15 protein-coding genes and 3 tRNA genes are annotated in these 19089 nt (G+C 62.9%); 7 read left to right on the top strand and 11 right to left on the bottom strand.

The genetic code is table 11. The features are described 5' to 3' along the window. Nucleotides 1-12 precede the first annotated feature (12 nt). Entirely contained in the window at nt 13-867 is an 855-nt protein-coding gene (locus ACCO56_RS13940; protein ID WP_433641348.1) for a TrmH family RNA methyltransferase, read from the bottom strand. Between the two features lie 194 nt (nt 868-1061). Between ACCO56_RS13940 and ACCO56_RS13935 the strand changes: the two genes are divergently transcribed. From ACCO56_RS13935 to ACCO56_RS13920, 4 genes are all read left to right on the top strand, one after another. Then, nucleotides 1062-1146 (top strand) — tRNA-Tyr (locus ACCO56_RS13935). A 29-nt stretch (nt 1147-1175) separates the two neighbouring features. Then, nucleotides 1176-1249, top strand: a tRNA-Gly gene (locus ACCO56_RS13930). A 279-nt stretch (nt 1250-1528) separates the two neighbouring features. After that, nucleotides 1529-2704 carry an elongation factor Tu gene (gene tuf / locus ACCO56_RS13925; protein WP_433641302.1) on the top strand — a complete coding sequence of 392 codons (1176 nt, stop codon included), beginning with the start codon at nt 1529-1531 and terminating at the stop codon, nt 2702-2704. A 243-nt stretch (nt 2705-2947) separates the two neighbouring features. Further along, nucleotides 2948-3023, top strand: a tRNA-Trp gene (locus ACCO56_RS13920). A gap of 118 nt (nt 3024-3141) precedes the next feature. Here ACCO56_RS13920 and ACCO56_RS13915 read toward each other — a convergent pair. Continuing rightward, nucleotides 3142-3645, bottom strand: coding sequence for a GXWXG domain-containing protein (locus ACCO56_RS13915; protein WP_433641347.1), 504 nt, complete (start codon nt 3643-3645; stop codon nt 3142-3144). A 69-nt stretch (nt 3646-3714) separates the two neighbouring features. Beyond that, on the bottom strand, nt 3715-3915 hold the full coding sequence (locus ACCO56_RS13910; protein ID WP_433641346.1) for a hypothetical protein: 201 nt from the start codon (nt 3913-3915) through the stop codon (nt 3715-3717). Between the two features lie 212 nt (nt 3916-4127). Here ACCO56_RS13910 and ACCO56_RS13905 point away from each other — a divergent pair, with 212 nt between their 5' ends. Further along, nucleotides 4128-6671, top strand: coding sequence for an NAD-dependent epimerase/dehydratase family protein (locus ACCO56_RS13905; RefSeq protein WP_433641345.1), 2544 nt, complete (start codon nt 4128-4130; stop codon nt 6669-6671). A 55-nt stretch (nt 6672-6726) separates the two neighbouring features. Further along, entirely contained in the window at nt 6727-7668 is a 942-nt protein-coding gene (locus ACCO56_RS13900; protein WP_433641344.1) for a complex I NDUFA9 subunit family protein, read from the top strand. Between the two features lie 221 nt (nt 7669-7889). Here ACCO56_RS13900 and ACCO56_RS13895 read toward each other — a convergent pair whose 3' ends face one another. Continuing rightward, nucleotides 7890-8711 carry a response regulator transcription factor gene (locus ACCO56_RS13895; RefSeq protein ID WP_433641343.1) on the bottom strand — a complete coding sequence of 274 codons (822 nt, stop codon included), beginning with the start codon at nt 8709-8711 and terminating at the stop codon, nt 7890-7892. Nucleotides 8712-9098: 387 nt separating this feature from the next. Here ACCO56_RS13895 and ACCO56_RS13890 point away from each other — a divergent pair, with 387 nt between their 5' ends. Beyond that, nucleotides 9099-11825 carry an autotransporter outer membrane beta-barrel domain-containing protein gene (locus ACCO56_RS13890; RefSeq protein ID WP_433641342.1) on the top strand — a complete coding sequence of 909 codons (2727 nt, stop codon included), beginning with the start codon at nt 9099-9101 and terminating at the stop codon, nt 11823-11825. Nucleotides 11826-11845: 20 nt separating this feature from the next. On the opposite strand, the gene ACCO56_RS13885 is transcribed toward ACCO56_RS13890, so the two are convergent. From ACCO56_RS13885 to ACCO56_RS13855, 7 genes are read right to left on the bottom strand one after another with little or no spacing between them, the layout of a single operon-like run. Next, nucleotides 11846-13129 (bottom strand): hypothetical protein, encoded by a 1284-nt coding sequence (locus ACCO56_RS13885; protein WP_433641341.1) that lies wholly within the window; start codon nt 13127-13129, stop codon nt 11846-11848. Then, nucleotides 13126-14679 (bottom strand): VWA domain-containing protein, encoded by a 1554-nt coding sequence (locus ACCO56_RS13880; protein ID WP_433641340.1) that lies wholly within the window; start codon nt 14677-14679, stop codon nt 13126-13128. The genes ACCO56_RS13885 and ACCO56_RS13880 overlap by 4 nt, the downstream gene beginning before the upstream one ends. After that, nucleotides 14637-15623 (bottom strand): VWA domain-containing protein, encoded by a 987-nt coding sequence (locus ACCO56_RS13875; protein WP_433641339.1) that lies wholly within the window; start codon nt 15621-15623, stop codon nt 14637-14639. Before ACCO56_RS13875 ends, ACCO56_RS13880 begins: the two co-directional genes overlap by 43 nt. Next, nucleotides 15620-16093 carry a DUF4381 domain-containing protein gene (locus tag ACCO56_RS13870; protein ID WP_433641338.1) on the bottom strand — a complete coding sequence of 158 codons (474 nt, stop codon included), beginning with the start codon at nt 16091-16093 and terminating at the stop codon, nt 15620-15622. Before ACCO56_RS13870 ends, ACCO56_RS13875 begins: the two co-directional genes overlap by 4 nt. Continuing rightward, entirely contained in the window at nt 16090-17076 is a 987-nt protein-coding gene (locus ACCO56_RS13865; RefSeq protein WP_433641337.1) for a DUF58 domain-containing protein, read from the bottom strand. The genes ACCO56_RS13870 and ACCO56_RS13865 overlap by 4 nt, the downstream gene beginning before the upstream one ends. Before the next feature lie 8 nt (nt 17077-17084). Further along, the gene (locus ACCO56_RS13860; protein ID WP_433641520.1) at nt 17085-18074 is read right to left on the bottom strand and encodes an AAA family ATPase; all 990 of its coding nucleotides are present in this window, start codon (nt 18072-18074) and stop codon (nt 17085-17087) included. Continuing rightward, a complete protein-coding gene (locus ACCO56_RS13855) occupies nt 18071-19060 on the bottom strand; it encodes an HAD family hydrolase (RefSeq protein ID WP_433641336.1) in 990 nt (329 codons plus the stop codon). The genes ACCO56_RS13860 and ACCO56_RS13855 overlap by 4 nt, the downstream gene beginning before the upstream one ends. Nucleotides 19061-19089 lie beyond the last annotated feature (29 nt).

Here is a 19089-nt window from a genome sequence, read left to right as displayed (position 1 = left end):
GGGGGGCATTCGCTATTCGCTGCTCGCCAGGAACCTTCCGGCGGCGTAGAGCGCGACCGCCGCGGCGTTGGAAACGTTGAGGGAACGGATGGCGCCGGGCATGTCGAGACGGGCAAGCGAGGTGACCGTTTCGCGGGTCTTCTGCCGCAAGCCCTTTCCCTCGGCGCCCAGGACCAGCGCGACCTTCTCGCCGGCGAAGGTTTTTTCCAGCTCCGCCGGCCCTTCCGAATCGAGGCCGATCGTCTGGAAGCCGGCCTCGTGCAATTGGCTCAGCGCTTCGGCGAGATTTCTGACCTCGATCAAATCGATATGCTCGAGCGCACCCGAAGCGGATTTGGCAAGGACACCCGATTCGTGTGCGCTATGACGGGCAGTCACGATCAGGGCGCCGGCGCCGAACGCCACGGCGGAACGCATGACGGCGCCCACATTGTGAGGATCGGTCACCTGGTCGAGCACGAGCACGAGGGATGTGTCGCCGAGCGCGCCGAGCCGTTTTGGCTTGAGCGCTTCGGTCTCGATCAGAACGCCCTGGTGGACGGCTTCGCTGCCGGTGATCTTGTCGATCGTCTTCGGCTCGACCAACTCGGCCGGAAAGGGCAGGGCAGTCAGATCGGCAATTCCCAGGCGGTCCTGTGCGTTACGCGTCACGAGCATCCTGCCGATCTTGCGGCGCGGATTGTCGAGGGCAGCCCGAACGGTATGCAGGCCATAGAGCCGCACCAACCCTTCCGGCGGATTCGCACCCGGCGGCACCGGCTGTTTCGGGCGAAAATGCGTCGCGCTGCCCTTTTGCTCGCGATGTGCCCGGCGCAAGCGGGCATAGTGGCTGTCTTTCGGCGTGCCGGATTTCTTATCGTCGCTCATGGCGACCTTCTATAATGCCGGCGCGTCGCATTGCCTATGATTGCTATTCCAGAATTTCACCATGCTTTTCCACTCGTGTGGTTGACAGCGAAAAACGTTACCTCCATAAGGCGCCTCGCGGATTTCGGAGGAAGGCTTCGGCCCCGTCGGAACGCCCGCGAGAATGCCTCGTTGCATGGCTCCGTCGGCAGATTGGAGAGGTGCCCGAGTGGTTAAAGGGGACGGACTGTAAATCCGTTGGCTTTGCCTACGTTGGTTCGAATCCAACCCTCTCCACCACTGCCGGACCGGTAGCCCTGGAACGCGACGCGGGTATAGCTCAATGGTAGAGCAGCAGCCTTCCAAGCTGAATATGCGGGTTCGATTCCCGCTACCCGCTCCAACGCCAATCACGACGCACGGCAGGGACAAGCGGGTTGGGCATATGGCCTTGCGCGATTTTCGCAACTGGGCGACTGTGGCCGGGCAAAACATTGTCGCACGACGAGCGGAAGAGGAGCGGAGGATGAAGCCCACACCTGCTCGCCACGCGCCGGTCCGAGGCCACGACCCGCTGCGTGGCCATGGCACCGGCCAAAAGACGCTTGTATTTTTTGGCCTTTGTCGCTAATCGGCCGCATTCAGAACCGAACTGAAGCCCAAGCCGCCCAAGGAAGAGACTATGGCCAAAGGTAAATTCGAGCGTACGAAGCCTCATGTGAACATCGGGACGATCGGTCACGTCGACCACGGGAAGACGTCGCTGACGGCGGCGATCACGAAGTTCTTCGGCGAGTTCAAGCCGTATGACCAGATTGACGCGGCGCCGGAAGAGAAGGCGCGCGGCATCACGATTTCGACGGCGCATGTCGAATACGAGACGCCGAACCGTCACTATGCGCATGTCGACTGCCCCGGCCACGCCGACTATGTGAAGAACATGATCACGGGAGCGGCGCAGATGGACGGCGCGATCCTGGTGGTGTCGGCGGCCGACGGTCCGATGCCGCAGACGCGCGAGCACATTCTTCTGGCCCGCCAGGTTGGTGTTCCCTCTATCGTGGTGTTCCTGAACAAGGTCGACCAGGTCGACGACGCCGAGCTTCTCGAGCTTGTCGAGCTCGAGGTGCGCGAGCTTCTGTCGAAGAACGAGTTCCCTGGCGACGACATTCCGATCGTCAAGGGTTCGGCGCTTGCCGCGCTGGAAGACTCCAACAAGGAGATCGGCGAGGATGCGATCCGCAAGCTGATGGAAGAGGTCGACCGCTACATTCCGACGCCGGAGCGTCCGGTCAACCAGCCGTTCCTGATGCCGATCGAGGACGTGTTCTCGATCTCGGGCCGCGGCACGGTGGTGACGGGCCGCGTCGAGCGTGGCATCGTCAAGGTCGGCGAGACGGTTGAGATCGTCGGCATCCGTCCGACGACGTCGACGACGGTGACGGGCGTGGAGATGTTCCGCAAGCTGCTCGACCAGGGCCAGGCGGGCGACAACATCGGCGCGCTGCTGCGCGGCATCGACCGCGAGGGCGTCGAGCGCGGCCAGGTGCTGTGCAAGCCCGGCTCGGTGACGCCGCACACCAAGTTCAAGGCCGAGGCCTACATCCTGACCAAGGACGAGGGCGGCCGCCACACGCCGTTCTTCACCAACTACCGTCCGCAGTTCTACTTCCGCACGACGGACGTGACCGGCGTGGTCAAGCTGCCGGAAGGCACCGAGATGGTGATGCCGGGCGACAACATCACCGTCGATGTCGAGCTGATCGTGCCGATCGCCATGGAGGAGAAGCTCCGCTTCGCCATCCGCGAAGGCGGCCGCACCGTCGGCGCAGGCATCGTCGTCTCGATCACCGAGTGATCGCGGATTTCACGAATATGACAGTACAGGGCGGCTTCGGCCGCCCTGTTCTTTTTCCGGCTGGGGTAGTCCGACCGCTGCTTTACGGCGTCGCGCAGCCGCCTGGCCCTCGGCGATTTTGGACGGTTTGGGAAAGGCTTGGGAAAAAGTTTCCATCCTGCCCGTGCGGTACGCAAAGCACCCTTTACAGAGCGCTCGGAAATCCTTAGGAAGCGGCCTGCCACGCTTCGCGCGCGGCGACGCAGGGGTATAGCTCAGTTGGTAGAGCGGCGGTCTCCAAAACCGCAGGTCACAGGTTCGAGCCCTGTTGCCCCTGCCAGATCAATCATTGATTCCTCCGCAGAATCTGCCACGGCCCGCCGCATCAGGGCATCTCCGAACAGGCGGATCAGCCACGGTGCTGAGCCGGTCGCGACAGCCGGGATGAAGCCAGACGCTCAGTCGCGATCGCGCGAGAGTAGGAAGAATAGCGGGTGCGGCATCGATCGGAGATCCATCAGGCCAAGAATTCGCGCGTCGTCTATTCTCCGAAGATGGTCTATGACCGGGATGCGGTCGTAGACGATGGCAGCGCTTGGTATTCCGCGACACGTGATCTCTCGCAGGCGCGCGGTCGGGTTGCGGGTCCGCAGCAGAGGCAGCAGGGTGGAGAAAATCCCGAGCGCAGGCCCACTCCGAGCGAGCGCCGGCTCCCGCAGCACGAGGCCAAGCGGAAGGCGCACCGGATCGACGGAATGGATGCGGTCCTTTGAATCCTTGAAGAGCAGCGGGTACACGGCTTCGGAGGATTGGAATTCCTTGCCGTACCAGCCGAACCGCTCGAGCAGCCCGTCCAGCCGATGCCCTGTATGAAGGCCTGATCCGCACCATCGGCCGCCCAACTCGGCCGGATCGACAGCGGCCAGATGGTCGAAGCGAGACAGCGCATCGTTCGTCGACACGCTGGTTTGGCGCCAGGAGCACAGCCAAGCCGGGCGCACGGAGGTTTCGCTGCCGACCATGCGCCAGCGCTACGGGCCGCCGGCCAGGGCACCGACGACGACCATCACGAGCGCGTCGACCTCGATTTCGCCATTGACGATCACTCTGTCGCCATCCCGTCTGATCTCGAGCTTCGACGGGTTTTCGGCCGCCTGCCGTTCCAGCTCCTCGATCACTCCCGTGATCGCCTTCTCCTCGAGCGGCTGCTCGCTGAATTCGCGGGTACCCATTCCAGAACGCCCTTTCCCATCCGGATAGTGCCTGAACCGCATCCATCGCGGGATTCGCCAGACCGAACGTTGGGCAGGGGTCTACGTTCCACCAGTCTCTCCGGCGCTGGCGATTCCGAGGGCGACGAGCCGCCCGGCGCGCCGCGTGAAAACTTCACCGAGGCATGAGTTCCCGGTGAACTTCCCGCGCCGTCGTGAATTGTGGCTTTGACATGCAACAGAACATCGCTCGTCCCACCGTCCTGATCACCGGCTCGAGCGGCTTCCTCGGCCAGGCCATCTCCAAGGGCCTTAGGGACCGCTATCGCGTCATTGGCTTCGATCTGGCCAATCCGAGACGGCCGCTGGCCGGCATGGAGACGATCAAGATCGATCTGACGTCGGAAGAAAGCGTGGAGAAGGCGATCGAAACGGCACGCGAGCGCAGCGGCGGACGCATCGCATCCGTCATCCATCTCGCCGCCTATTACGACACGACCGGAAAAGAGAACCCAAAATACGATGCCGTCACCGTGCAGGGCACGCGCCGGCTCCTGAATGCGCTGAAGGCGGTCGAGACGGAGCAGTTCGTCTTCTCCAGCACTCTCCTCGTGCATGCGCCAAGTCCGGGGAAGGGGACCAGGATCGACGAGGATTCGCCGATCGACCCGGCGTGGGCCTATCCGCGGTCGAAGGCCGAGACCGAGCAACTGATCTCCAGGGAACGCGGCAGCATCAAGACGGCGATCCTGCGGTTCGCCGGCGTCTATGACGAGGACTGCCGGGCCGCCTTCATCGCGCAGCAGATCGCCCGCATATTCGAGCGGCAGCCGATGGCGTACCTTTTCACCGGCGACATCCAAAGTGGTCAGCCTTACCTGCACAAGGACGATCTCGTCGATGCCGTGGTACGCACCGTCGATCGCCGACACGAGCTTCCCGACGAGACCGTACTGCTGATCGGCGAAGAGGAGACGCCGTCCTACGAGGACATGCAGAAGCGCATCGGCCAGCTCGTCCATGGCGAAGACTGGCGCACGTTCGTCCTGCCGAAGAGCGTCGCCAAGCTCGGCGCCTGGATGCAGACGGAGGTGCTCGACGAGGATTCCGACATAAAGCCGTGGATGGTCGAGAACTCCGACGACCATTACGAGATCGACATCGCACGGGCGAAATCCCTGCTGGGCTGGAAGCCGAGGCACAGCCTGCTCGGCACGCTTCCGGAAATGATCCGCCGGCTGAAGCAGGATCCCACCGGCTGGTATGGGAAGAATAAGCTCGATCCCGCCGTCGTGGCAGCATCCGAGCCCGAGATCGAACAGGCAAGCATGCGGCTTGAAGGCCCGCTCGAGCGGAGCAAGGAAGAGGTCGAGGCCGCGATGGAGCGGCACCGCAGATCGACGCTCTGGGCACCCTTGGCCAACGCCGCCCTCGGGCTCTGGCTGATAACGTCGCCACTGATGCTCGGCCTGTTCGACCCGGTCAGCACACCGGATCCGCCAGCACTCGGACACGAAATCGCGGAACTCCAGTTGCGCAACGCGCGGCTCGCGGTCAGCGAAATGATCTCTGGTCTCTTGGTGACGATATTGGCACTGGTCGGCATGTACCGGCACTGGCGCTGGGTGCAGTGGGTCACCGCGGCCGTCGCCCTCTGGGTCATGGCCGCGCCGCTTGTGTTCTGGACCACGAGTGCCGCCGCTTATGGGATCGACACGCTGGTCGGCATGCTGATCGTCGCCTTCGCGGTAATGATCCCACCAACGCCGGGCATAAGCCGTCGCGCCTTGGCGGCCGACGACGACCGGCCCCTCGGCTGGAGCTATTCACCTTCCTCCTTTACGCAGCGCATCCCGATCGTGGCGCTCGCCGTGGTCGGCCTGTTCGTCTCCCGTTATCTCGCCGCCTACCAGATGGGACATATCGACGAGCTGTGGGACCCGTTCTTCGGGCCGGGCGAGGCGCCGGTTCAGAACGGCAGCGAGGCGGTGGTGACGTCGTGGGTATCCAAAGGCTTCCCGATCGCGGATGCCGGACTCGGCGCCTTCGCCTATGCACTCGATATCCTCGCCGGCGCGATCGGCGATCATCGCCGCTGGCGTGCCATGCCATGGATGGTGCTGCTGTTCGGTCTGCTGGTCATCCCGCTCGGTATCGTCAGCGTCAGCTTCATCATCATCCAGCCGCCATTGATCGGCGCGCTGTGCACGCTCTGCATCATCCAGGCGGCCGTCACGGTCGTGCTTATTCCCTATTCGATCGATGAGGTGCTGGCGACGATCCAGTATCTATGGCGAGCAAAGAAAGCGGGCGAGCCGTTCTGGCGCACCTTCTGGAGGGGCGGTCCGGCTCTTTCTCAGAACCAGACGCCGGAGCCCGATCTCGACCGTCCCGCTCCGAGCGTATTGCGCGACTTCGTCACCGGCGGCGTCAACTTCCCCTGGACGCTCGTCGTAAGCACTGGCCTCGGTGTGCTTTTGATGACGACGCCGCTCGTCTTCGGCAGCGAACCACCTCTCTATTACAGCGATCATGTCGTCGGCTGTCTCGTCGTCCTGGTGGCCGTTACGGCCATGGCCGAGGTGGTGCGGCCGGTGCGTTTCCTCAATGTCGGGCTGGGCGTCTGGGTTGCGGCCTCGCCACTCGTGCTCGACGGGGGGACGGTGACGGCAACCCTCTCCGGCCTTGTCATCGGGCTGGCGCTGATCCTGCTGAGCCTGCCGCGCGGCATGCGCAGCGAGGAACATTACGGCGGATGGGACAGGGCGATCGTCTGATCGGGGCTGCCGGAGGGGCGAATATTCAAGCCTCCAATGGGTATGCAGGTCGGAGATGAAAACGAAGATGCCGGGCAAATCAGCAGGAGAGAAAACATCCGCGATGGTCACCGTCTTCGGCGGCTCCGGCTTTCTCGGACGACGAATTGTGGAGCGGCTGCTGGCGCGGGGCCACATCGTCCGTGCCGCATCGCGCCATCCGGCAGGCGTGCACCGGCACTTCTCCTCCTCCACAAGGCTTCCGGAAGCGATCGAGGCGGATGTGCTCGACACAGCCCACCTGTCGGCGGCTGTCGAAGGGGTGGATACGGTCGTGAATGCCGTCAGCCTGTATGTGGAGCATGGCGAGCAGACCTTTGAGCGCGTGCACGTGGAAGCTGCGGGTGATCTGGCCGAAGCTTCGCGCCAAGCCGGCGTCGGACGCTTCATCCAGATATCTGGAATCGGCTCCGATCCGCTGTCGGACTCTAAATACATCCGCGCCCGCGGGCGCGGTGAGGAAGCGGTGAAGGCCGCGTTTCCCAGCGCGATGATCGTCCGGCCCGCGGTGATGGTGGGACACGACGATGCGTTTCTCACCACGATCGTGCGATTGGTTCGCCTCCTGCCGATCTACCCACTGTTCGGCGATGGCGGCACGAAACTTCAGCCTGCCTATGTCGAGGATGTCGCGGAAGCGGTCGCCCGGCTCGCATTCGTGCACAACGGCGGCACTGCTCGCGTCTTCGAATGCGCCGGCCCGCGCGTTTATTCCTACAGGGAACTGGTCGAGAGGGTCGCCCGCCTGCTGCAGGTCCGCACCAGACTGATGCCGATGCCGTTTGGCGTCTGGGCTGTATTGGCCGCCGCCGTGGAGCTTGTTCCCGGTGTGCCGCTCACGCGCAATCAGATCGAGCTCATGCGCCACGACAATGTTGCCGACGTCGACCTGCCAGGTTTCGAGGCGCTCGGCATCGAGCCGCGTCGCGTCGACGACGTGGTTCGCACGATCGCCTAAAGCCTGTCGCGCGAACCGAGATTAGCGCGACAGGCTTTAGGACGTCGTTTTGCATATCGTTTATCCAAAACACTGCATTTTGGGCCATATGCTTTAGCCGCGACAGGGCCACCTCGTGCAATGGCGGGCGAGGTTGCCTATGTCCGGAGGCGACTCTTCGATCTCGCGATCGCCCCGACGCCACGCTGAAAGTCCATGCGGCTGTTTAGTGCTGTGAACCCTTACAGCAAGGCCTGGTGCCGGCGTAGTTGGCCCTGGGCCAATCCCGGCTCGCTATCCTGCCGTTCGGCGATCCCGATGGATGCGGCGAGCCGCACGAGGTCCGCGACGGTGCGGACGCCCATTTTCCTCATCATGCGAGCGCGATGCACCTTCACGGTTTTCTCGACGGTCCCGAGCTCGGCTGCGATCTGCTTGTTGAGGCGACCCGCAGCAACATGAACAAGAACCTCGCTTTCTCGCGGCGTAAGGCTCGCCAGCCGTTGCCTGACCGACCGTTTCAGTTGCCCCTCGCGCCGGCTCCGCAGATCGCGATCCAGCGCCTGTTCCACCGCAGCCAAAAGGACGGACGCGTCCACGGGCTTGGTCAGAAAGTCCACGGCACCGGCCTTCATCGCCCGGACGCTTGTGGGGATATCCCCGAACCCGGTGACGAAGATAACGGGCCGGTCGACATGCTCGGAGAGGAGGGATTGCTGGACGCCCAACCCGCCCATGTCCGGCAAGTTGATGTCGATGACTGCGCAGCCGTGAACCGCGGGATCGTGATGGCTCAAGAAATCTTCTGCGCTTGCATAAGACTGGACCAAATGCCCCGCTGTTGAAAGCAACCTCGTCAGCGACGCACGAACACGCATATCGTCATCTACCAGGTAGACGGTAGAAGCGATTTCTCCCATGAGCCGGTCCTCGCACCGACGGCGAATTCGGTTCAGCCCTTCCCCTGTGCTGCGGCCATCGTCAAACGTCAGCATGCCCCATGTGCGAGCACGAAGAATCGCGGCCCGGCTCATTTTTTTGGTTGAGGCGAAGGAACTGAACATGTTCGCCTTCGGCTCGTGCAGGATTCCAAGGCCGCAAACCCAACACCTCGCACAACTCATCATCTCTCCCTAGCGTTTCTATTTCAACCTTTCTTTCCGCCGTGGGCTGCTGTTCGTGAGGGATGGGCCTGGTCAAGTCGATGCAGGAATAATCCTTCGATAACTCTCCTGCGGAGCCTGTATTCAATCCGGGATCGACAGCAATGGGCTAAGCTGCTGCGGAAATTTGCGAATTGGCCTTTGGTCCAACTATTGCGGCGTTTGCTTTCCATGAGAGATTTCGACGCTGAAGAGGGTGTCGCATACTGGCATTCGGTACGCTGTCGACGCGGCCGGCTATGCGGGAAGTCCGAAAGAAGTTTGCGAGAAGTGGGGATCGAAGCAAGGATGAAGCCAGCAACCGAGCGGTCCGCTCAGACGACAGAGTCGGAAGCGCTATTCGTCGGCACGGTCTGGATAACCAAAACTGGAACCAATGGTTCGAGACATGAGGCCGAGCGAACGGGGATCCCTTCGGCCGCATCGGTGCGGCTCCTGAATCTGGGCAGTCGCGAGCAGGCGCAACGCTACCGGCCAATCCTTCGCAGCCTGCTTCTTCAATCTGCCGCGGCGATCGCGCTTCTGTGCCTGGGCAATCGGCAGGCCTTGGCCGAATGCGTGGAAGCGACTCCCGGCGTTTGGGATTGCACCGGAGCCGTCGACACGCCTCCGAGTCCCTTCACCGGCACGTCCGTTACGATCAATGTCGAAGAATCCGCGGCCTTCGATGTCGATGCTGTGGTCAGGGGAACCCAAACGAGCACCCTGAACAATGACGGCACACTGACCAACGGCATCGTCGCCACAGACAATAACAGCTTCAGGCTCAACAACCACGGCCTGATCGACGGGAACATCTCCCTCGCCGGTTCGGGCAACAATGTCATCGTGAATTTTGCAGACGGCAGGGTCCAGAACGGCGTCACGAGTTCGGGAGATTCCCACGATACCGTCCTCAACAACGGGTTCTTCGCCGGGACGATCTCTCTCGGTGATGGAAATGACACGCTGGGACTGTTGGCCGGAGATGTTTCTACATCCGTCGACATGGGCGCCGGCGACGATACGTTTACTTGGCTGGTGGGGAATATCTCGGCCACCGTCCAGATGGGCGACGGAGACGACCTTGCCCAATTCGGGTTTCTGACGCAGAACAACCTGACCGCAGGCAAGATCGTCGATGGCGGATTGGGAAGCGATACGCTCGTCTTGGAGAGGACGACCAATGACGACGGCGGCCAGTCTGGTGATCATCCCTCCAACCTTATCCGCTGGGAAGACATCCAGGTCATAAACAGGTCGCAACTGAGGTTCATCTATACGACCGGCCTTCTGACGCTCGGCGACGCGGGAACCGGCACCGGGGCCCTTTCGATCGATTCCACCAGCGCCATCCTGGCTGGCAACTCCTACGGTTACGGCATCGTGCCGTTCGATTCGTCGCAATTGGTCACGGTGAACAATGCCGGCGCGATTGACATGACGAACGACGCGCCAACCCCTGGTTCCGGAACTTCCCTGCACGACACGTTCACGATAAGCGGCAACTATGTCGGCCAAGGTGGACGGCTTCTCCTCAACACTTTTCTTGGCACCGATGGCTCTCCATCGGATCGACTAATCATCGACCGCGGCCAGGGGAGCGGCTCGACGAGCATTCTGGTGACCAATGTGGATGGACCTGGAGCCTTGACAGTCGCCAACGGCATCCCGGTGGTCGATGCGACGAACGGTGCCACCACCACAGCCGACGCGTTTGTGCTCGGTGCGCCTGTCGCCGCCGGGGCTTTCGAATATCTGCTGTTTCAAGGCGGTGTGACGCCGTCGACAGAGACGGACAACGATTGGTTCCTGCGGAGCTCCAGGTCAGCTCCGCCTCCACCGCCTCCACCGCCACCGGGGCCACCACCACCGCCACCGCCGCCGGGGCCACCACCGCCGCCACCGCCGCCGGGGCCACCACCACCGCCACCGCCGCCGGGGCCACCACCGCCGCCGCCGCCACCGTCGCCACCACCACCGTCGCCACCACCACCGTCACCGCCGGTCATCCCGTTCGTGCGCCCGGAAGTCCCCGGGCATGTGATTGCGCCGCTCGTGGCCGAACGGATGGGGCTGATGACGCTCGGTACCTTCCATCAACGGCGGGGCGACCAATCGCTTCTGGCTGGCGACGGCGCGTTGTTCTATCGGCTTCCCGAACCGCAGGGCGCCGACGTGCCGTATGACGGCATCCGCCCGCCACCCTCCATCTGGGGCCGCGTGTTCGGCGGGGGGAGCGATTTGGGCGCCAACGCGACGCTGAACGTCGCCGGTTTCGAACTCGCGCCGGCCTTCGACGGTCGTTATTGGGGGCTGCAGGCCGGCAGCGACCTTCTCGGTTTCGAACACGACAACGGCCATATCGATCGCTTCGGGTTGTTCTACACCCATGGCGAGTCATCGGGCGACATCAGCGCCAACATATTGGGCGGCGTGAACCTGCAGGCCGGCAGTCTCGACCTGACCGAGGATAGCATTGCCGCCTACTGGACCCATACTTCGCCGGGCGGCTGGTATGTCGATGTCGTCGCCAAATATGGCTGGCTCAACGGCACCGCCACGTCGCGGCGCGGCATCGAAGGGGATGTCGACGGCACCAGCTTTGCCGCCTCGGCCGAGACGGGCCTGCCCTTCGCGATCGCCGATGGCTGGACGATCGAGCCGCAGGCGCAACTGATCTGGCAGAACATCGACTTCGACGACAGCAGAGATCGGTTCTCCGTGATCGCCCACGACCAGTACGACGCCTTCACCGGCAGAGTGGGCGCGCGCCTGGAATACAACCGAGAAAAGCTTCTTGCGCATCTCGGCGTCAATCTCTGGCATGGCTTCTCGGCGGATCCGGCCGTCTTCTTCAACACCACTCCGCTGGTGCTCGAAACCGGCGGGACCTGGCTGGAGATGAATGGAGGCGCGGCCTACCAGATCAGCGAAAACCTGTCCGCCTTCGGCAATGTGACCTACGCCTTCGACATCGACGGCGCCGACCACAATGCGTTCGGCGGCGAGATCGGGCTCAAGGTGAGGTGGTAGAAAGATCGACAGTGAGCGTCTTAACGGCGACCAGTGGCGCGCGACGGATTGAGCGGTGGAAGTCCGTTCCCGGTGCTTTGGGCACGGCTGACCAATGCCGCCTTCACCGCATCATGCACGGCTTCCCATTCTGCGGGCGAAGGTTTCTCCCGAGCCGGACCGTAGATCGATCTCCCCACTTTGGTTAGGGCTCCATGAACGGAGGCCACAAGGACTCCGTCCGTTGCAGGCGTGCGTGAGGCCCACTCATCGATGGTGCGCAACGTGGCGGGATAATCGCGATGGCGAATGGCTTTCAGCATTTCTCGTTCCGCCCAGGCCTTACTCGCGAGACGGCGAGCCTTTCTCCGGCGATAAGTCGCTGCTGCACGCGGCCAGAGCCAGCGGATCAAGAGCGCGAGCAGGGCAAGCGCAACGAGGGCGGAAAGTCCCGCAGCCGCCAGCAATAATATCGACCTCTCGGGCACCGGCCTGGAGGCAGGCGGGCCTTCGACGGATATGTCGAAACCGTCCAGGGTAGCCGTTTCGATCGTGCCGGACGTCAGATTGAACCAGCGCAGCTCGATCCCCGGGACACGGCCCTGCGCGCCGCCCTCAGCCATGAGAGTTACCGATTCCGAACGGTTCCCCGACAACAGGCCGCGCTCGTCCTTTTCTGCGACAGACGGTTGGTCAGGGTAGGCGCCGATCCCGTCGATGCGGATCTCGGGCATCAGTTCGGGAAGCACGATTGGCGATACGCCTTCCACCTGCGCCGTGACGGTCCGCTTGATGCTCTGGCCAGGCAGCAGGCCCGTCGTGGGCTGGCTGACCTCCTGCGTCAACTTCAGGCTGTTGGCGGCGATGAAGGGATCGAGGTCCTCGGCGCCTTGCGGCACGACGCCCCTGATCCTGACGGGGTCCGTCTTAAGCACGGCTTGGAGCGCCTGGGCGCTCCCCGGGTTGGCATAGGTGACGGAAACATCCTGGGCGGGGATGTCGAAGGTTCCCGCCACCATCGGCGAGATCAGGTAATTCCGGCTGACGCCCGACCATTCCTCGCCATCGATGGTGCGGCTCGTCGCTCCGGTCGATCGCTCCGGCAGCCGCACCCGCATGTTCGGCCCCTCCATCGATGGAAACTCGATCGGCTTCGGCAGCCACGTCGGAACGAGGACTGTGACGCGAAGGGTGACATACTGGCCGGGAACCACTTCCGCGCTGTCCAGCTCGGTTTCAACGATAGGCTGCTGAACCGGCTGCTGTGCGCGAACGGCGCCTGCCGACGTTGCAATCCAAACGACGATGAGGAAGAGCAATCTCATTGTCTCGTCGCATCCTCGATGGCGAAACGTTGACGCAGAAAGTCCGCGGGATCGGTATCGACCGTGTTCATCCATTGCTCGGTCGTCAGCAGCTTGTCGTCCGCCCCACCTTGGATCCGGGTATCGGCCCCGCGTGCATCCTTGTTGTCCATGACGATATCGTCGGCGCCTTCGCCAGCTTCTTCGCCTGTGTCGGATTGCTCGCGGGTTGTCTCGATGTAGTCGAGGATCTCCTTGGCGGTCTCGAGATTTTCGGCCGCGCCTGGAAAGTTTGGATCCCGCTGGAGAGCCGTCTCGAAGGCGGCAATCCCTTCCCGGTATTCGCGCCCTTTGATATGTGCCATCCCTTCGACAAATGCCGCCGCCGCCGTGTCGACACGCGAAAAGACCTTTGCGGCCTCGCTATACTGACCGTCCCGATAGAGCGCCTCGCCCTTCCACATCGGATCGACGAACAACTCAGCAGCGCGATCGTAATGCTTGCGCTGATAAGCGAGGCGGCCTTGCTGATCCGGTGTCAGAAACCAGTCTACGATGCCTTCGGCATGGGCGGGTGCGGTCGGCGTCAGGCCCACCCCCAGTGCGAGCACGAGCGACCAGCGCATCGTCCAACCACGGCGGAACCACAGAAGCGCAAGAAGTGCGGCCGGCCAGCCGAGCAGCCATCCGCGATCGTCCCAGGGCTGGGTTCCCTCCTCGGTCAACGCGCGCGCATAAGCAGCGTTCAGGCTGTGTTCGAGCGCGTGCACATCGTCATCGTCCGGCGTCAGGCGAACCACCGGAACGGTCAGGCGATCCATGCCTGGGGTGCTCCCGCCTTCGGGCACCACAGCCAGCACGGCGAGGCTGGCGTCTTCGACATTGCCAAGCACGTTGACATCGGCCGTGTCGATGGAATCGGCCACGAACAATATCCCGCCGAGCGTACTCTCTCTGGCAAGATAGCTGCGGGCGAGTTCGAGAGCCGCCCCCGCATCCGCGCCCTCCTTGGGCATAATTTCAGGCGACAGTCCCTGAAGATAGGGTTGGACGACACTCGGATCCTCGGTCATGGGCACCACGGAGTGCGCCGAGCCTGCATAGGCGACCAATGCAGTCCGCCCGCCGGCTCGCAATTCAAGGAGGTCGCGGATCTTCTGCTTTGCACGCTCCAGCCGCGTTGGGGCCACGTCGCTATCCGTCATGGACGGGGTGACCTTCAGCGCGATGACCAGGGGCGCGGTCTGCGCGACAAAGGGGTCTGGCACGCGCGACCAGGTCGGTCCGGCGGCCCCGAGCGCGGCGAGTGCAAGGATCAACGCAACACCGTCGATCGGCAGCAAGCGACGTCTGTATTCGCCGCCGACGGTCATTGCCTTGCGAAGGTGTGGAGCAATTCCTTCCACAGGCGTTGCAGGGCGGGTGGCGCGGCGCCGCACAAAGAACCAGATCAGCGCGATCACCGATAAAAGCAGGAGCCAGGCCGGCCTGAGGAAGTGAAAGGCCTCGAGAAAGAGCTGGATCTCCATCAGGCCCGCTGCCTCCTGCGCGCGTTGCCCAGGGAAAGCCATGCAACGGTCATCGTTCCAATCATGCTCGCCGCCGCCAGAGGCAGGAAGGCGAGGGCCTGCCGAGGTCGGTAGGACAATGTCTCCACCTGGCGCGGCGCGAGTTGGTCGATCCTGTCGTAAACCTGCTGGAGGCCCTGTTCGTCCTCTGCAAAGAAATATTGACCACCAGTGCGGCTTGCGATGTCTTTCAGCGTTGCGAGGTCGACACGATCCTCACCCGAGGCATTGGGATCACCAACCCCTATCGTGTAGATCTCGATATCTTGATCGTTCGCGATCTCAGCGGCGTTTACGGGGCTCATGCGGCTGGCCGTATCCGTTCCGTCCGAAAGCAGGATCAGAAGCCGCTGTTTGATGTCGCTGGCTTCGAAAGTGCGGATTGCCAGGCCGACCGCGTCGCCAAGCGCCGTGTGAGGTCCGGCCATTCCAACCTTTGTCTGGTTCAACAGCTCGCTGATGGTGCGCAGGTCTTCCGTCAGCGGAGCTTGCAAATAGGCTTTCGAGCCAAACACGATCAGCGCCATGCGATCGCCTTGGCGCCCGGCGATGAAGTCGTCGACGACCCCGCGCACACCCTCCAGTCGCTGCTTCCTTGTTCCGGCCGGGGTGTTGAAATCCTTCGCGTCCATCGAACCCGATATATCTATGGCGAGGATGACGTCCCTGGCGGATTTGTTTATCTCGACAGGTTCGCCTAGGCGCTCGGGTCGGGCGAGAGCGAGAACCAATAGAAGCCATACCAATATGGCTCCCCCCATCTGCAGCCGAGTGCGCGACAAAACTACGGCCCCTTCGCCGGGCTTGGAGCCCGCAGTCTCGACGATCCGTCTGAAGAAGGGGAAGCGCAGCGCCGGCACATGTTCTCGATGCGGTGGAAACAAAAACCAGAGAAGAAGCGGCAGAGGCAGAAGAAGCAGCGCCCACGGGAAGGCCAGCGTGATCATCGCGTTTTCTCCGGCTGGTGCCGAAGGATCCAGTTTCTGACGACTGCGTAAAGCGCCGGCGCGTTTCGCGCGTCTCGATAAGGAGCAACTGCTACCTGTCGGCCAGGTCCTTCGAGAAAGTCCCTTCCGGAGACCTGGGAATCCAGAAAGTGGAGCCAGTCGTCGCCCGCAAGTCCTGCCACCTCACGGCGCGGATACGCCACGAGCGCAGTCCGCCTGAGGATTGCCGCGATTGCCGCAGGGTCGCCTCTAGCTGCCTCAAGTTCCTTGACCGCATGGCGGCGATAGGCGTTGGCCTCGTAACGGCGCCAGATGTGAATTGCGCCGACTGTGCAGGCCGCCAGAAGGATCAGGGCCACCACTGCCCAGCCCCAGGTCTGCGGCGTCATCGAGACCGGCGGCGGTTCAGGTGCCTCGATCAGCCGGCCGAGCAGATCGAGCAGGGTAACAGGTTTGGGGTCGCCATTCATCGTCTTCGCCCCGGCAAGCCCATGAGCCGCCGCATCTGCTCGACGCTGTCTTCCCCGGTTGTCAGCGGGAGGACAGGTACCCCGAGCTGCCTCTGCCAGTCGAGGATCTCGGCCAGCCGGCCCTGCGCCATGTCATTCAGCCGGCGGTGCGCTGTCTTGTCGGCGGTGTCGATTTCTGCCTGCAGCGTACCATCCGATACGACTATTTTCACGCCCGCCGGTATTTCCTCGACATAAGGGTCGGATACGAGCACGAGCACCAGATCGTTGTGGTGGGACAGGCCGGCGACCAGCCGATGCGTCGTCTCGTCGACCTCGTCGAAATCGCTGAACAGCAAAACCAGATGGTTGCGCGGCGCGATCCGCGCCACCGATTGCAGGACCCGGTTCATCGGCATCGGCGCCACTGGAGGCTGATCGGCGTTCAACAGTCCGTTGGCATCGCTCAGCGCCGTTAGAAAAGCCGTCAGCGACTTGCGGCTGCGCCCGGGCCTGATCTCGGCGATCTCGGTATCGCCGAATACGATTCCACCCACGCGGTCGCCCTGGTCGAAGATGCGAAAGGCTGCGAGCGCGGCGCATTCGGCGGCGGTCACGGATTTCATGTTCAGAACCGAGCCGAAGAACATCGACATGCGTTGGTCGACCACGATCAGGGTCGGGCGGTCGCGTTCCTCCGTATAGACGCGGACGTGGGGTTCACCGGTACGAGCCGTCACCTTCCAGTCGATGGTGCGAACGTCGTCGCCCGGGAGATAGCCGCGCAGTTCCTCGAAATTCAGCCCGCGCCCGCGCAGCCGCGAGGCGTGCCTGCCGTTGAGAACGCTGCGAGCGGGTTGGCGCGGCAGAAAGTTGATCCGCCGCGCACGCGCCTCCAACTTCCGCAGGTGGGCGAGATCGACGCGAATGCGGGTATCCTCGGCTTGCGACGCGCCCGCCGGGCGTTCGATGCCTGCGCGTATTCGTGCCGGCCTGTCCCGCATGATTGCACTCAGGTCAACGCGACTTGCTTGAGTAGTTCACCGACCACCTTGTCGGGCGTGACACCTTCGCCCTGCGCCTCGAATGTCAGGCCCAATCGATGCCGCAGCACGTCGGGTGCAATGGCGCGCACGTCCTCTGGGTCGACATAGTCGCGGCCGGCCAGCCATGCATGCGTGCGACCGCATTTGTCGAGCGCGATCGATGCGCGCGGGCTGGCGCCGATCTCGATCCAGCGCGGCAAGTCTTTACCGAATTCGGACGGGATGCGCGTGGCATTCACCAAATCGGCCATATAGCGCACCATCGCCGCCGAGACATGGATCGCGCCAATCTCGCGCCGCGCGGCGAAGACGGCTTCCTGCGGGATGGCGGACGGCTTCTTGCTGGCCTCCATGCCCTTCTGCGCCTTCATCGCGGCGATTTCCTCGCCACGAACCAATTCGACCACCTCGACTTCGTCCTCCACGGGGGGATAGGTAATGAGCACATGCATCAGGAAACGGTCCATCTGTGCTTCGGGCAGCGGATAGGTGCCCTCCTGCTCGATTGGATTCTGCGTTGCCATGACCATGAACAGCGGCTCCATGGCATGCGTCTTGCCCGCGACCGTCACCTGGCGTTCTTCCATGGCCTCCAGAAGTGCCGCCTGGACTTTTGCCGGCGCGCGATTGATTTCGTCCGCCAGAACGATATTGGCGAAGATCGGCCCCGGCTCGAAGCGAAACTCGGCCTTACCGCCCGACTGATGGTATACCTCGGTCCCGGTCACATCGGAGGGCAGGAGGTCCGGTGTGAACTGGATGCGGCTGAATTTAGCTTCCAGATTGTGGGCCAGCGCCTTGATCGCGCGAGTCTTGGCAAGCCCGGGAAGCCCTTCGATAAGCAGGTTGCCGTTGGCGAGAAGCCCGATCAGCAGTCGTTCGATTACTTCCTGCTGGCCGATGATGGCTGTTCCCATCCGGCTGCGCAGGTCCTCGATCTGCTCGCGTGGCGTCACTGCTTGCCCGACCAAACCTTGCTCCAGTCCTTTGCTATATCGACGACCACCCAACCGCGCTTCGCCGCTTCGTCCAGCCCTTTCGAGAGAGTGCCGAAATGGCTGTCGCGATCGTACGCGAATTCGCGCTCGGCGTCGGTATGGTGGACGATCAGCCCGAAGCGAAGGCCGTCACCAGACGTCGTCCATTCGAGCATCTCGAAATCGCCGTCCGAATTGCCGGCGGCAAAGATCGGGCGCTTGCCGAGGTGGCGATCGATGCCCACGGGCTTGCCGGCCTTGTCATCTACGAAGGAGATGCCGCCGTCCTTCAAGAGGCTCGGCTTGCCGTCGACCACTTGGTAAAGCGTCTTGCCTTCGGTGCCGATTACCTGCTGCGGCGGCACGCCATAGGCGTCTTCCGAGATGGCCCGGATGAAATGCACGCCCCCGCCGGAGACGATGTAGGTCGTGAAATCGTTGTCCCGAAGGTAGGTGAGCAGTTCCAGCATCGGCTGGAAGGTCATGTCGGAGTAGACGAGGCCGGATTGCGGATGTTTGGCAGTGGTCAGCCACTCGCGCACGTCGGCTTCGAAATCATCGACGGACATGCCGGAATGGGAAACATTGAGTATCTCGATCAATCCTTCCATTCCACCGGCCATCACTCCCTTCATATCGCCTTTGGCCGCTGCCTTGAGCGCGTCCGAGGTTAGGATCGACGGGTCGGCGTTGGCCTTTTCCTGGAGGCGGTCGAGCGCATAGAGGCCCTGGAAATAGGCCGGCTGTTCGCTCCACAGCGTTCCGTCATTGTCGAACACCGCAATGCGGTCGGCGGCGGGCATGAAGTTGTCCGATGCCGGATCCGTAACGCGCTCGACGAACTGGATGATGGCGGTCTCGGTAGCGGTGTCGTTCCAGGACGGCAGCGGGTCGGCAATGGCGGGCAGTGCGACCAGCAAAGCCTGCGCGGCGGCAAATGTGACGGTGACGGATATATTGGCCATCTTCAACCTCCCATCGAGATGACAGCGTG

Origin of the sequence: Mesorhizobium sp. 1B3, from assembly GCF_050958605.1 — a bacterium.
Classification (GTDB): Bacteria; Pseudomonadota; Alphaproteobacteria; order Rhizobiales; family Rhizobiaceae.
This window is presented reverse-complemented; position numbering and strand designations above follow the sequence as displayed.